This window comes from Candidatus Zixiibacteriota bacterium (assembly GCA_019038695.1).
Classification (GTDB): Bacteria; Zixibacteria; MSB-5A5; order GN15; family FEB-12; genus B120-G9.
The window spans coordinates 12,845-26,048 of record JAHOYZ010000035.1; the positions used below are offsets into that span (position 1 = coordinate 12,845).

At 51.2% G+C, this 13,204-nt stretch carries 16 protein-coding genes; 1 reads left to right on the forward strand and 15 read right to left on the reverse strand.

Annotation, left to right across the window (positions count from 1 at the left end; genetic code table 11):
- Position 1 precedes the first annotated feature (1 nt).
- From flgG to KOO62_11235, 3 genes are all read right to left on the reverse strand, one after another.
- Positions 2 to 790: a flagellar basal-body rod protein FlgG gene (gene flgG, locus KOO62_11225; protein MBU8934560.1), complete on the reverse strand. Its 789-nt coding sequence runs from the start codon at positions 788 to 790 to the stop codon at positions 2 to 4.
- 30 nt (positions 791 to 820) lie between these two features.
- Entirely contained in the window at positions 821 to 1,552 is a 732-nt protein-coding gene (locus KOO62_11230; GenBank protein ID MBU8934561.1) for a flagellar hook-basal body protein, read from the reverse strand.
- A 188-nt stretch (positions 1,553 to 1,740) separates the two neighbouring features.
- Positions 1,741 to 1,953, reverse strand: coding sequence for a hypothetical protein (locus tag KOO62_11235; protein ID MBU8934562.1), 213 nt, complete (start codon positions 1,951 to 1,953; stop codon positions 1,741 to 1,743).
- 300 nt (positions 1,954 to 2,253) lie between these two features.
- Between KOO62_11235 and KOO62_11240 the strand changes: the two genes are divergently transcribed.
- The gene (locus KOO62_11240; GenBank protein MBU8934563.1) at positions 2,254 to 2,997 is read left to right on the forward strand and encodes a hypothetical protein; all 744 of its coding nucleotides are present in this window, start codon (positions 2,254 to 2,256) and stop codon (positions 2,995 to 2,997) included.
- A gap of 85 nt (positions 2,998 to 3,082) precedes the next feature.
- On the opposite strand, the gene KOO62_11245 is transcribed toward KOO62_11240, so the two are convergent.
- From KOO62_11245 to KOO62_11300, 12 genes are all read right to left on the reverse strand, one after another.
- Positions 3,083 to 3,493: a hypothetical protein gene (locus tag KOO62_11245; protein ID MBU8934564.1), complete on the reverse strand. Its 411-nt coding sequence runs from the start codon at positions 3,491 to 3,493 to the stop codon at positions 3,083 to 3,085.
- A gap of 12 nt (positions 3,494 to 3,505) precedes the next feature.
- Positions 3,506 to 5,521 carry an NAD-dependent DNA ligase LigA gene (ligA, locus tag KOO62_11250; GenBank protein MBU8934565.1) on the reverse strand — a complete coding sequence of 672 codons (2,016 nt, stop codon included), beginning with the start codon at positions 5,519 to 5,521 and terminating at the stop codon, positions 3,506 to 3,508.
- 59 nt (positions 5,522 to 5,580) lie between these two features.
- Positions 5,581 to 6,063 (reverse strand): flagellar export protein FliJ, encoded by a 483-nt coding sequence (gene fliJ / locus KOO62_11255; GenBank protein ID MBU8934566.1) that lies wholly within the window; start codon positions 6,061 to 6,063, stop codon positions 5,581 to 5,583.
- Positions 6,023 to 7,387 carry a FliI/YscN family ATPase gene (locus tag KOO62_11260; protein ID MBU8934567.1) on the reverse strand — a complete coding sequence of 455 codons (1,365 nt, stop codon included), beginning with the start codon at positions 7,385 to 7,387 and terminating at the stop codon, positions 6,023 to 6,025. The genes fliJ and KOO62_11260 overlap by 41 nt, the downstream gene beginning before the upstream one ends.
- A gap of 5 nt (positions 7,388 to 7,392) precedes the next feature.
- Positions 7,393 to 8,094: a hypothetical protein gene (locus tag KOO62_11265; GenBank protein MBU8934568.1), complete on the reverse strand. Its 702-nt coding sequence runs from the start codon at positions 8,092 to 8,094 to the stop codon at positions 7,393 to 7,395.
- A complete protein-coding gene (gene fliG / locus KOO62_11270) occupies positions 8,087 to 9,082 on the reverse strand; it encodes a flagellar motor switch protein FliG (GenBank protein MBU8934569.1) in 996 nt (331 codons plus the stop codon). Before fliG ends, KOO62_11265 begins: the two co-directional genes overlap by 8 nt.
- A gap of 21 nt (positions 9,083 to 9,103) precedes the next feature.
- Positions 9,104 to 10,654, reverse strand: coding sequence for a flagellar M-ring protein FliF (fliF, locus tag KOO62_11275; protein MBU8934570.1), 1,551 nt, complete (start codon positions 10,652 to 10,654; stop codon positions 9,104 to 9,106).
- 51 nt (positions 10,655 to 10,705) lie between these two features.
- Positions 10,706 to 11,014, reverse strand: a complete 309-nt coding sequence (gene fliE / locus KOO62_11280; protein MBU8934571.1) for a flagellar hook-basal body complex protein FliE — start codon at positions 11,012 to 11,014, stop codon at positions 10,706 to 10,708.
- Between the two features lie 2 nt (positions 11,015 to 11,016).
- Positions 11,017 to 11,340 (reverse strand): hypothetical protein, encoded by a 324-nt coding sequence (locus KOO62_11285; GenBank protein ID MBU8934572.1) that lies wholly within the window; start codon positions 11,338 to 11,340, stop codon positions 11,017 to 11,019.
- A gap of 19 nt (positions 11,341 to 11,359) precedes the next feature.
- Positions 11,360 to 11,854, reverse strand: coding sequence for a flagellar basal body rod protein FlgC (gene flgC, locus KOO62_11290; protein ID MBU8934573.1), 495 nt, complete (start codon positions 11,852 to 11,854; stop codon positions 11,360 to 11,362).
- A gap of 10 nt (positions 11,855 to 11,864) precedes the next feature.
- On the reverse strand, positions 11,865 to 12,278 hold the full coding sequence (gene flgB, locus KOO62_11295) for a flagellar basal body rod protein FlgB (protein MBU8934574.1): 414 nt from the start codon (positions 12,276 to 12,278) through the stop codon (positions 11,865 to 11,867).
- A gap of 171 nt (positions 12,279 to 12,449) precedes the next feature.
- Positions 12,450 to 13,202 (reverse strand): flagellar motor protein MotB, encoded by a 753-nt coding sequence (locus KOO62_11300; protein ID MBU8934575.1) that lies wholly within the window; start codon positions 13,200 to 13,202, stop codon positions 12,450 to 12,452.
- Positions 13,203 to 13,204 lie beyond the last annotated feature (2 nt).

Here is a 13,204-nt window from a genome sequence, read left to right on the forward strand (position 1 = left end):
ATTACCTCTTCAGGCTATTGGCGATACTGGCCATATCATCGGCCGTTTGTATAGCCTTCGAGTTCATCTCGTAGGCACGTTGGGCGACAATCATATTGACCATTTCATCAACGACTTCGACGTTAGACATCTCGAGATAGCCTTGATCGAGCGAGCCCAAACCACTCTGGGTTGGAATGTCGGTGAGCGGATCGCCCGAGGCTCGTGTCGCCACCAGCAAGTTACGTCCGAGCGCCTCAAGACCGGCCGGGTTGACGAACCGTGCCAGTTCAATCTGTCCCAAATTGGTCGGATCGGATTGACCGGGGATAGACACCTCTATTGTCCCGTCGGTGCCGACAGAAATGGCTGTAGCGTTCTGGGGAATCGTTATCTCGGGGTCAAGAATGTATCCATCGACATTGACAATTCGTCCGTCACCAGAAATCTTGAAGGCACCATCTCGAGTGTATGCGGTAGTGCCATCGGGGTGCTGGATCTGGAAAAAGCCGTCGCCGCTGATTGCCAGGTCGAGCGGATTGCCGGTCCGAGTGAGATTTCCTTCCGTGAACTGACGAGAAGAAGCCGCCGCACGCGTACCATAGCCGATAGCCAATCCGGTCGGAACTTCCGATCCGAGCGCCGAGGCGGTACCAGCCTTACGCAAGTTCTGGTACAGCACATCCTGGAACTCGATCTTACTACGCTTGAAGCCGGTAGTGTTTACGTTGGCCAGGTTGTTGGCGATATTGTCCACATTCATTTGCTGGGCAATCATTCCACTGGCCGCAGTTCGCATAGCCTTAATCATATCTGTCTCCTGAGTCGAAGTACTATTATCTTATCCATTCGAGCCAACTCGTCTGAACAGCTTATCCAGAGAATCATCCTGGGACTGCACCGATTTGGAGTTGGCTTCATATGATCGATAGGCGATGATCATGTCGACCATCTCCCCAACAATATCCACGTTCGATGATTCCACATACCCCTGCCGTATTACAGCATGGTCGACCGTCAACAATTCTGCGTCCTCGGGAGCCAGTAACATTCCCCGGCCGATCTTTTCCAGTTGCTGAACATCCTCAACCGTTACCGGAGTGATCTGCCCCATGACGACACCATCAACCTGCACTTCTCCAGTGTGGGAAACAGACACCTTTCCATTTCCAATCTCAATTGCGCCGCCCTCGGAGACCACGATGCCCCCACCCGGAGCAGCCAGCATTCCCTCTTTGTTGACCGAGAAAGACCCATTGCGGGTTAAAGCGGTGGAACCGTCCTCCAATTCCAGGGAGAAGAAACCGTCGCCATCTATCGCCAGATCGAGAGGATTGCCGGTTCGGTCAAACATACCGGCCGCGTAATCAGTATAGATCACATCTTCGAGTGGACGCTCCCAGTCGGAGCGGGTTACTTTCTGTCGTTGCTCAGCCCGGGATAACTCCCGAGTAAACAGTGAATCCTTCTTGTATCCTGGCGTGGCAGCATTAGCGACATTATGAGCCGTTAATTCCTGCCGCTTAATGTTGGGCAACATGCCCGAAGCGGATGTGTAAATTCCCTTAATCATAGAATCCTCCACCTATCCCCTATGCAGCCCCTGTGCCAAGTTCACGTCTATATCGTAAGAGGTACAAGGACAACAACTTACGGCAGCGTCGCCAATGACTATCAGGCACGAAGGTGGAAGCTATTTCCCCCTGGTGGCGGAGGATATTTCCAGATTGTTATAAAGATACCTGGGGAGAAAATGGGTGCCTAGCTGGGCAGATTCTCGAACTTGGCCCGAGTCTTGTCAATTAACTCGTCCATAGCCTGATCAAAGCGACCCTTGCTGCAGAAGTCCCCGTTTGACTTCTGGTAAAGTGGACAGTCGGTCTTGTAGCCAAAACATTTCAAACCTTCGGCGAGATAACAGGCACGGATATAGGCACATCTTTCAGCCTTCCGGGGCATATTAGAACTAGACATATTACCTCTATCGGAGAATATACCAAATGGTGTAGCATATTTGGTCGTTTTGGTGTGTCAGGTACGCAATTCGTTGCGAAAACAGGGTGCAAACGGACAACGACAAATGGATTAACAGGAGAAAAAAGGGGTTGCTTAAAATGTCCGAGCAGTATATATTAGGTACGTCCAACGGATGTTTCAACAAGTACTTACATGGAATATTCAGGACATAACTTCGATACCATAGGGTATTACATCGTTTTTTGTTCACGTAGCACTGTTTTTGCTCATAGGACCCTTATGAATAAGGAAACTAATATGCGTACGTGGATTATTACAGCCATTACTATGATCATACTTCTGCCGGCTGTGTCAGCCTTGGCAGAGAACAGTATCACAATCGATTCTGTGGTCACCTTCACGAACCAGACCGGGAAAGTGCCCGTCACTTTTACCAATGACGTCGACCTGGCCGGTATTGAAATGTCTGTCTGGTGGGATCTACCTGAAGTACAGATTGATTCCTTTTCCTTTGCTGATGGACGTGTCGAGTTCGCCACACTAAAAGGGTCTCTGGTGATGGGCGACACTGTCAGCATCTATGCCATTCCGTTCTCAGGTGAGCCGTTGATTACACCGGGCACGGGTCTTTTCGGTCACCTGCATTTTTCCTACAGTCTGGACATTATCCCCCAAGTGATGACCATCGACACGGTCACCGTCATTGTTCCACCCGATGTCGATTATTCCACCCGATTCATGGAGCCGAGCAAAGGGTTCTTCACCCCTGACTTCATTCTTGGCTATCTCGACATTCAACAAGCATTTGGATGCTGTGTAGAGGTACGCGGTGACGTTGATAATGATGGCGGCTTAGATGCCAACATAGCCGATCTGACCTACCTGGTAGCATACTTGTTTACAGGTGGCGCTCCGCCGGATTGTCCTGAGGAGGCCGACCTGGATGCACAGGAGGGACCTGATGCCAATATTGCCGACCTGACTTACCTGGTAAGCTACCTGTTCACTGGCGGCCCCGCCCCTCTCCCCTGCACGCCTTGAACCTGAGATACGATAGCTACGAATATATTGGAAATGCCGGTTCCATTGGGGCCGGTATTTTTCCGATGAAAACCCACTGCCATAATCACGATCTCTTCGACGACATCAGAGTCAGCCACAGATTGACCACAAAGGCCAATATTAACAAGACCTGCACGGCAACAGACAGATAGAAAATGATGACTGACTGTGAAATCCCGATCGGGGCTCCGTACGCCCGCGAGATGACCATTGCTACCAACGAGACATTGCCCAGCCAGAAGTGAATCGGCACCCATCGTGGAAACCGAAGAGGTCGACGGCCCAACTTTGGTGCGATAGAATAACCCAAGCCGTAGATGAGCATAGCGACAAAGCCCAACAGATGGAAATGAGTTCGCGCGAATGCGCTTGCAGCACTAGCCGAAGAGTAATGAGAAATAACAGCAGAGATAGCCGCCAGTGTCAGGTAGCATACTGCCGCTATCAGGAACGACTTCAGGCCAATACGAGGCATAGGAACCTCCGGTCAGCCATCCAGCAATCGCTGCAAGCGGTTTTCATCAATAACTTCAACACCGAGCTTGCGCGCTTTGTCCAGTTTAGAGCCGGGATCGGCCCCGCATAGAAGGTAATCTGTCTTCTTTGAGAGCGAGCCCGCTACCTTCCCTCCATTGTCCTCAACAAGATTCTTGAAATACCTTCGTGGCTTGGACAGAGTACCCGTTATTACAAATTTCTTCCCGGCCAGATGAGCCACCGATCCCGACCCTGTGTAGTCAGGGAACAACACTCCTGCCTCTCGCATACGACGCAGCATCTCGGCATTACTATCGTTATCAAAGAACTCCCGGATATTACACGCGATGACCGGTCCAACGCCGTCAATCCCTTCCAGTATCTCAATCGCTACCTTTTCCAAGACCTCCATCGAACCCAGTTCCTGCGCGAGTAGCCGAGCCACCGACTCACCAACACCGATTATGCCCAACGCATAAACGGCCCTGGGCAACTCGGTGGAACGAGAGTGATCAATAGCAGCCAAAAGATTCTCAGCCCGTTTGTCAGCCATTAGCTCCAATGGTAGAAGCTGTTCTTTTGTCAGACGAAACAGATCAGCAGAACTCGTAACCAAGCCTTTTGCGATTAGTTGCGCCGCCAGTTTGCCGCCAAGACCCTCAATATCAAACCCACCTTTGGAGGCAAAGTGAAAAAGCTGTCCCTCCAGTTGGGCAGGGCAGGATGTGTTGAGACATCTAAACGCCGCCTCGCCTGCGGCTCTTGTTATCGTTTGACCGCAGGACGGACAAACTTTTGGAAAAGTCACTCGTTTAGCCCCCTTTGGTCGCATCTCCTTGTCAACCGATACCACATCCGGGATGACATCCCCGGCTCGTTGAATCGTCACTGTATCGCCAATGTGGACATCCAGCCGGAATAACTCATCCTCGTTGTGTAATGTTGCGTTGGAAACATTTGCCCCACCGACAAAAACCGGTGCCAACTTCGCAACCGGCGTCACGACCCCGGTACGACCGGTCTGAAACTCAACACCTTCCAGAATCGTTGTAGCCTGTTCGGCTGCAAATTTCCATGCCACTGCCCATCGAGGAGCACGGGATATTTGCCCCAGGATGTTTTGGTCAGCAAAGCTGTTGACCTTGACTACCAGACCGTCGATGTCATAGTCAAGCGTTTGCCTGATTCCGTCAAGGTCGGCAAATTCCTTCTCGATCGCCGATGTTCCTCGGACTTCCTTTATGAGCTCGTTGATCTGGAACCCCTCATTCTTCAGTAACGAAATCGCCTTTGACTGCGAATCAAGGTCCTTGATATCGGTGTCGGATATCGCATAGGCGTAGAACACGAGAGGTCGAGAAGCGGTGATTGATGGATCTAATTGCCGTAATGAGCCAGCGGCACCATTGCGAGGGTTAGCCAGCATCGGCTTGTCGCCTTCGCGCAACTCTCGGTTGAGGTGCTCAAACGCACTACGATGCATGACAACTTCACCCCGCACTTCAAGCAGCGGGTATTGGTCGGCGGTACTATCCAATAATCTCAGTGGGATAGTTCTGATCGTTCGCAGGTTGGGTGTGATATTCTCACCCGTGTTACCGTCTCCCCTCGTAGAACCTTCCGTAAAGATCCCTTCTCGATAGACCAACTCCACCGCCAGCCCGTCAAGCTTTGGTTCAGTGATGTAGACTACCTCTTCAGATGTCTCCAGTCCTTCGCGTACACGACGATCAAACTCCAGAAACTCCTCAGGCGATGTAACTTTCTGAAGAGATAACATCGGCACCCGATGAGTGGCTGGCTCGAATTTCTTCGATGGTTCGGCCCCTACCCTCTGGGAGGGCGAATCAGGCACAATCAACTCAGGGAACTCCCGCTCAATTTCGAGCAGACGATCAAACAACCGATCATACTCGGCATCACTTATGGAAGGCTGGTCCTGAACATAATAGAGGCGGTTGTGATGCTCTATCTGCCGACGAAGTTTCTCCAACTCCGATATTATTGCTTGAGACGGAATTGACATATCATCAATAACGTTGTCCACGACGATAGTGTCAACCAGTATGGCACCAGCTTCAATTGTCAGGTAGAATCAGACGATCTGCGTCGAGCTTGTTGCTTCTGCTTCAGGCGAAAAGTGTTGATACCGATTTCGTCAGCCTCCTTGCGAGCCAGCGTGGCGGCATTCTTGTTGAATCGTTCCTTATCATGTTCGCGGAGTTTCTCATATATCTTGCGATCCCTGGACGCTTCCAGCAATTTCTGGCGCCTCTTGCCTTCCTCTGACCGCAGAGCGGAAAGCACTTCCCGGCCAGTGAGATTATCCTTACGCAATTTCAACAAGTACCTGGAATAGATGAGCATCTCAGCAACAGAGACAGCACCCGTATGTTTCTGGCGTTTGTTGTCCATAGTGGCGATATTTTGACCGCATATGCGGTCGAGTTCACCAGTCTGCCTGAGTACTGCCTGTGTGGCCTCGGCTAGTTTCTTCTGTTTTTGCTTCTCTATATGCTCTCTGACCCTAAGCAGAGCTTGAAGGCGGAACCGGAATTTTTTCATCATTCACCACCGGACTTGTTTCGCCGGACAAAACAACTTTGAGTTGCTGTAACGATTTTGGGTGATCGACCAGTTCGGATATTCGCTGCCGAAACAGATCCTCGATTGCGCCAATCTTCGAGATGGCGTCGTCAATCTCAGGATTAGAACCCTTGGCATAAGCGCCGATATTTATCAGGTCTTCGTTTTCGCGGTAGATTGACAGAAGTTGACGCACACCGGCCGAAACATTCAGTTCTTCTTCGGTGCAAACTTCCTTCATGAGCCGACTGATTGAATCCAGAACATCGACGGCCGGATAATAATTCCTCGCCGCCATTTTCCGCGACAGAGTTACATGACCATCAAGGATCGATCTCACTGCGTCCGAGATCGGCTCGTTGAAGTCATCACCTTCTACCAGGATAGTGTACAACCCCGTGATGGAGCCAGTACGATTAATCCCGGCTCGCTCCAGAATCTTTGGCAGCAGTCCAAATACGGACGGCGTGTATCCTTTTGTTGTCGGAGGTTCACCAACAGCAATGCCGATCTCTCGCTGAGCCATCGCAATTCGAGTAAGCGAGTCCATCATTAGCAAAACATCCTTGCCCTGATCGCGGAAATACTCGGCGATAGTAGTTGCCACGAGCGCCCCTTTGATCCTTATCAAGGGTGGCTGGTCCGAGGTAACTGCCACTACCACGGTCTTGGCCATTCCTTCCGGCCCAAGGTCAGACTCGATAAACTCACGGACCTCTCTCCCCCGCTCACCGACCAGCGCCACAACATTGACATCGGCCGAGGTTCCACGTGCCATCATTCCCAACATCACCGATTTGCCGACACCCGAACCGGCAAAGATGCCCATCCTCTGCCCTTTACCTACTGCGGCTGTAAGATCGACGACGCCGATACCCGTTCGCAGGGGTTGAGTGATTCGCTCCCGCATCAGAGCCGGAATCGGGTCCGAATTTATGGGGCGCAGAGTGCACGTTTCAAGAGGGGCTTTGCCATCTATGGGTTCACCCAAACCACCAATTACCCGTCCAATCAGGTTTGCACCCACAGGAATACGCAGCTGCTCGGAAGTAGATGTAACAATAGCGCCCGGCGTAATTCCTTCGACTGATCCCAATGGCATCAGCAATATGCGGTCATCGCGAAAACCTACCACTTCTGCCTTGATTCTGGATCCGTCATCACGGTTTTCAATCAAACACAACCGACCGATGGAAACCGCTGGCCCGGCCGATTCAATCACCAGCCCAACAACCTGGGTTACTTTGCCGTAATGGGTGACTGTCCTGGCGTTAGTGACACGGTTGGCATAGACGTCATAGGGCAGCGTGTTCACGACTCCTCCCGGTCTGACAGAAGGGCATCCTCGAGTACTTCGAACTGTGATTCTAATCGAGCATCAATATCGCCGTTGGGCGTTTCAATGAAACAACCACCATATCGTACGCGAGGATCGGGGGCTATCGATATTTCCTTGATTGAGGTCGCCCCCTTCAAGAACGCATCAATGTTCTGTTCGACAATGGGCAGATGATCGGGATTGACGCGAATCTTTAATCGCGAGCGATCTACCAGTGAGTCAATCACTCCTGAAATTATCTCACAGTTCACTTCGGGGTCGAGCTTGATTGCATCATATGTCACCTTCCTGGCCATCTGGAATACGAGTTCCAGGACATTTTGCCTGGCCTCCTCCAGCAGGCTTTCCCTCTGACTGATGGAATCCATGACAGCGGTCTCGAACTGATGCAAAACTTTCTCAGCCTTGATCAGACCCTCCGACAGCCCGGCTTTGTGCCCAAGCTTTCGCCCTTCTTCTTTGGCATTAGCGAGAGCCTGGTTGTGCAACTTCTCCATCTTGAACACTTCTTCAATAGGTATGAACTTGACACCATCCGCGTCGGTCATTATGGCAACGACCGGGAACATCTTCGCCAGGTGCTGCTCGGCCTGGCGTTCGCGATCCCAGTCGACATGTCTGTCACCCACATAGACAGTGGCGCCAACACTGGCATTACGAATCAGTTTAGACAATTATTTCCTCTTTACCGCCACGACCGGAGATAATAATCTGACCCTCTTCCTCAAGGCGTCTGACAGACTCTACTATCCGTCCCTGTGCAGCCTCGACATCGGAGAGTCGGGTTGGTCCCATGAACTCCATCTCCTCGCGGATCATGACTGCTACGCGTTCTGAGACATTGGCAAAAATCTTCTGTTTGACGTCATCACTGGCTGCTTTCAAAGCTATGGCCAGATCCTTGGTCTCGACTTCCTTCAGCAGACGTTGGATAGAACGGTCGTCCAGTAGAATGAGATCATCGAAGACGAACATCATGTTCTTTACTTCGGCTGCCAGATCCGGGTCGTCAGCTTCAAGTGACTGCAGAATGTTTTTCTCTGCGGTCGTATCGATCAGGTTAAGAATTTCAGCTATCGCCTTGGCGCCGCCTGATGCGGACATCGCCCCGGCGGCGGACTGGTCGAAATGGCTGGTGAGAGTTTGCTCGATCTCTTTAAGAATCTCAGGAGCGATTTTCTCCATGGTGGCGATCCGCAGGGACACTTCGGACTGCAACTCGGGAGCAAGCTCGGACAGAACCGCCGCCGCGTGCTGCTGAGTGAGTTGGGTCAGGATCAGTGAAATCGTTTGCGGATGTTCGTTCTGCAGGAAACCGGTCAATTGCTTGGGATCAATGTCCTTCAAGAGCGAGAAGCCAGTCGTAACGAGTGACGACTCAAGCCGCGTCATTATCTCACGTGCCTTGCCGGCTCCAACTGCCTTTTCAAGTACCGATTGAGCGAAATCAACACCACCCTGCGAAATGTACTGGCGAGCCATGAATATCTGGTGGACTTCTTCAATGACTTTGTCTTCAACCTCCGGGGGTACATCGCGCAGATTGGCAATCTCAATCGTAATGGCTTCGAGATCGACCTCGGAAAGTCCTTTCAGCACCAGCGCAGACACTTCTGATCCGAACGCAACCAAAGCTACGGCCGCCTTCTGAATCGGCGACATTTCAGAGTAGTTCAACATGGCTTAATCTACCATCATAGTTTTGATGACCCGAGCAAGTTCCTCGGGCTCACTCTTGGCTGTCTCTTGCATCTGGTCAACCAGGCGCGTCTTTCTCGCCTCCATATTGATCGGTGGCAAGACTTCTTCCTCCTCCTCAACGACACGCGCCACTGGCTTGGACGACTTGGCAGGGGCTGGCATGAGTGTGCCCAGTGTCGCAAGTAGTTTCGAGGCCTTCTTCTTGACATACAGGAATATGAACGCCAGAAGTAGGAAATAGCCTACTTTCTTGGCAATATCCATGTAGAACTCCTGTTGGTACACGGCATCCAATGCCCTACGATCTTCGACCAGGTTCTGCCTGTCAAAGGCCAGATTGACCATTTCAATTTGGTCGTTACGCTGAGCATCGAAGCCAACCGCATTCTTGACTATTGAGGCCAATCGATCCAACTCGTCCTGGGGACGCGGCTGATAAATCATCGTCGTCTCGCCGTTCTCAGTTTCCTGAGGGGAATAAGTCCCATCCACGAGCACCGCCAGTGATAACCTGCTGATCGAGCCGACCGCTTCCACCATGTGTTCGCTGGTCTTATTGAGTTCATAGTTCGTAATGGTAGTTTCACTACTGCCATCCTCACTACTTTCACTAGTCTCCTCATCCTTATCACTGACGCTTGATGATGTTTTAGAGCGCTCCTCGCTACGAATCGATGGCGAGTTCGGATCGTATGACTCTGACGTCCGCTCCAGTTGCTGGAAATTGAGATCGGCGGTGACCCTTATTGCAGATTTGTCAGCACCGAGCACATCGTCCAGCATGGATTGCGCTTTTTGTTCAAGATACGATTCGACCTGTTTGCGAACATCGAGTTGAGACGCTGTCAGACCCGCCACAATATCGGACTCTTGTCCGGACGATAATAGGTTGCCGTCGTAGTCAACTATCGAGATGCTCCCCGGCTCCAACCCCTCGACCGACGAAGCCACAAGGTGGGAGATACCGTTGATCTGACGTTTTGACAACCCTCCGCCCTTGAGCTTGAGTACGATTGAGGCGGTGGCGCTTTTTCGATCCTCCTTGAACAGGCGTTCCTTAGGCATCACGATATGTACACGGGCAGCCTGCACCTCAGAGAGTTGCATAATGGTGCGGGTTAATTCCCCCTCCAGAGCACGACGGAAATTCAGCTTCTGCAGGAAATCTGTCATGCCCAGATTGTTCTGGTCAAAAATGGAATAGCCTATATTACCCTGTCGCGGGAGGCCTTCCGAAGCCAGCGATAGACGAGCATGGTAGACATCATCCGAGGGGACCATTACGGCCCGTCCGCCATCGCTTAGACGGAAAGGGATGTTGTTTTCGCCAAGGTATTTTACAACCTCGCCAGCTTCGCTTTCATCCAGATCGGAATAGAGTTGAGAGTAGGTCGTTTCGTTGATCCATCCGACCATGAAAACCGCCCCGACAATCGTGCCAGCCACAATGCCGAAAAGCATCATAACCTGGCTGGCGGTCATCCGACCGATCCATTCGCCAATTAGTTTACTTAAGTCTTTCAGTCGCTCCATGCTCCATCCTATGTTGTATCATCGACCATCCATGGTCGCGTGTTCCGATCATTAGACCGGCATACGTATGAGCTCCGTATATGCGCTTAGAAGTTTGTTGCGGACTTCCAGTAACAGGTCCACCGCAACACCGGCCTCTTCAGCTTTTATCATTACCTGGTGCAGCTCAACCGGTTCTCCGGCCAAGAAGGCCTTTTGGATATCGGCAGAGTCGTGCTGTAGTTCATTCACCGAGTTGAGAAGATTTGAGAATACCTCACCAAAACCGGCACCGTCTGCTGAGGGTGCTTTGGATTGGGTGAGTTCTGGCGTTGCCAGTCCAGGCAAAACGCGTGTGATATTTACAGGTACTACTGCCATGATTACACCTTAACGTCAATCACTCTGCCTATTGGCTGTTCATTTTCCCGAGTGTCGGCGCTCCTATTGTAAGCGGACCCGAACCGTCCGGAATCAGCGTACCGTCGGAATAACATCTCCAACGCACTGTTCTCTTCCGGGCTGAGGAAACTTGAATAGTTGCCCTCGGGAGCCTTTACCGCCAAATTGGATTGTGCAGAGGTCTCCTGAGGGGAGATTGTCAGCGTGTTGTCCACCGCCCGTGCGTCCTCAGACTGCGACGCCGAGGGTTGTCTGCGAGCCGTCAATTGTTGGTAGGATTGTAATCCTAAGGGATTGATTTTCATAGTTCAGTCCTTGTTAATCCTATATATCGAGAGCACTTTTGGCCATTTGCTTGGCGGCTGCGATGGCCACCGTGTTCGCTTCATATGCCCGAGCAGCAGCCATCATATCCACCATCTCGGTTACTATTTCAATATCAGGATACTTCACATATCCCTCAGCATCGGCATCAGGATGAGTTGGATCATGGACAACACGGAAATTCGACGCCGGATCTATCATTTCCTCCTGGGTAACTGCTGACGCTTCAACGTCCTGACGCAACTCAACGGATCGTCCTCCAAGATGCTTGGGATTGGTGCGTCTCATACGTGTTCCGGCCTGCTTGACCATCTTGCTGAAGCTGGTTTGCTCCTGAGTTTCGGATACTACTACCCGACGTCTCCGATAAGGTCCGCCTTCTTCTGTCCTGGTTGTCTCGGCGTTGGCAATGTTCCGCGCCGTAGTATCCATCTTGGATCTCTGAACAGTCAACCCTTTCGATGATATGTCTATAGCGCCAAGTATTCCTGACATTCCGAATCCTTTACTTACTATTGATAGCCTTCTTCAAACCCTGAAACTTGCGCTGCAACAGTTGGGCAGCAATTGTAAACTCCAGCTCATTACGAGCCATATTGGAAATCTCATGATCAATATCTACAGCATTCAGTTCACCCTGGGTTGTCCGAGCCTGATCCACCTTTGGACCCCGATGCTGATGCTGGCCGAGAGGAATGTGATCGGGACGAGTCAGAGTTCCGACTAACCGACGCGATTCACCGGTCAACCGACTGAACTCCTTTTGGAAATCAATACTCTCCGCTCTATAACCAGGTGTTGATACATTGGCCACATTACCACTCGTGAGCTTGTGGCTATAAGCTGACAGATCGAGAAAGGCTTCAAACTGCGGAAGTCCGATCTTCTCAAAAACAAATCCTGTGATTTTATTCGACATCAATCATACCTACTTGCTTTACCTCACGGCCCAACAAAGCAAGAGGCGTGCCATTGACGCCATGCGAAGCTACACGATTACAGGACAGGGAGTTATGTTAGTTGGGTCGAATGCGAGGGGAGGTTGCACAGGGTGATACTGGAAATCATTTCCTACACAGGTCGGAATAGATTACTTACTGGCCAGGTTATACATATCCGATGAAGGTTCCTTGACCGACAACTCCATCGTAAGCACAACAATATCAACACGGCGATTAAGCGCCCGGTTTTCGATCGAATTATTGGGTCGAATCGGACGGTACTTTCCATAACCCAACGCCGAAATGCGGTCTGGCGAGCACCCGTGGTCTTCAACAAAATAGCGTACAACCTGGGTAGCACGATCAGATGACAGTTCCCAGTTTGATGGATACCGGGACGAAGTTATGGAACGATCATCGGTATGCCCTTCGATTCGAATATGATTCGGAATATCGGCGATTTCGGAGTAGATCAGGTCCAGTACACCGGTCGCGCCCAACTGCAAATCAGCCGACCCTTCAGCAAACAAAGCTCGTTCCACTATGTGCACTACGAGCCCCCGTTCAGTTAATTCCATCTGAACATCCTCGAGCTTATTGCTGTCGCTGACCTTCTTTTCCACGTTTTCTTGCAACATGCGTAGATTACCCAGCTTGAGCAACCCGTGACCGGGAGTGGCAATGTCAGGATCAACTTCTCGAAGAATACCATCGCCCCCCTTTAGTATGCCATGCAGGGCTTCGGACATTTCGCCGAATCTCTTGGCGTCGATCTGCGACATGGAATACATGACCACAAAAAACGCCAGCAACAACGTGATCAGATCGGCGTAAGTTAGTAGCCAACGCTCAATGTGTTCATCATTTTCGTCGGTCTTGTTTGTCCTTCGACTTCGGCGCATCT

What these genes read in the sequence shown, in the direction of transcription:
- KOO62_11245 (MBU8934564.1), bottom strand. Translation starts at nt 3,493, where the DNA reads ATGCCTCGTATTGGCCTGAAGTCGTTCCTGATAGCGGCAGTATGCTAC.
- ligA (MBU8934565.1), bottom strand. Translation starts at nt 5,521, where the DNA reads ATGTCAATTCCGTCTCAAGCAATAATATCGGAGTTGGAGAAACTTCGT.
- KOO62_11240 (MBU8934563.1), top strand. Translation starts at nt 2,254, where the DNA reads ATGCGTACGTGGATTATTACAGCCATTACTATGATCATACTTCTGCCG.
- flgB (MBU8934574.1), bottom strand. Translation starts at nt 12,278, where the DNA reads ATGTCGAATAAAATCACAGGATTTGTTTTTGAGAAGATCGGACTTCCG.
- flgC (MBU8934573.1), bottom strand. Translation starts at nt 11,854, where the DNA reads ATGTCAGGAATACTTGGCGCTATAGACATATCATCGAAAGGGTTGACT.
- KOO62_11235 (MBU8934562.1), bottom strand. Translation starts at nt 1,953, where the DNA reads ATGTCTAGTTCTAATATGCCCCGGAAGGCTGAAAGATGTGCCTATATC.
- fliJ (MBU8934566.1), bottom strand. Translation starts at nt 6,063, where the DNA reads ATGATGAAAAAATTCCGGTTCCGCCTTCAAGCTCTGCTTAGGGTCAGA.
- KOO62_11230 (MBU8934561.1), bottom strand. Translation starts at nt 1,552, where the DNA reads ATGATTAAGGGAATTTACACATCCGCTTCGGGCATGTTGCCCAACATT.
- KOO62_11300 (MBU8934575.1), bottom strand. Translation starts at nt 13,202, where the DNA reads ATGCGCCGAAGTCGAAGGACAAACAAGACCGACGAAAATGATGAACAC.
- flgG (MBU8934560.1), bottom strand. Translation starts at nt 790, where the DNA reads ATGATTAAGGCTATGCGAACTGCGGCCAGTGGAATGATTGCCCAGCAA.
- fliG (MBU8934569.1), bottom strand. Translation starts at nt 9,082, where the DNA reads ATGTCGCCGATTCAGAAGGCGGCCGTAGCTTTGGTTGCGTTCGGATCA.
- fliE (MBU8934571.1), bottom strand. Translation starts at nt 11,014, where the DNA reads ATGGCAGTAGTACCTGTAAATATCACACGCGTTTTGCCTGGACTGGCA.
- fliF (MBU8934570.1), bottom strand. Translation starts at nt 10,654, where the DNA reads ATGGAGCGACTGAAAGACTTAAGTAAACTAATTGGCGAATGGATCGGT.
- KOO62_11285 (MBU8934572.1), bottom strand. Translation starts at nt 11,340, where the DNA reads ATGAAAATCAATCCCTTAGGATTACAATCCTACCAACAATTGACGGCT.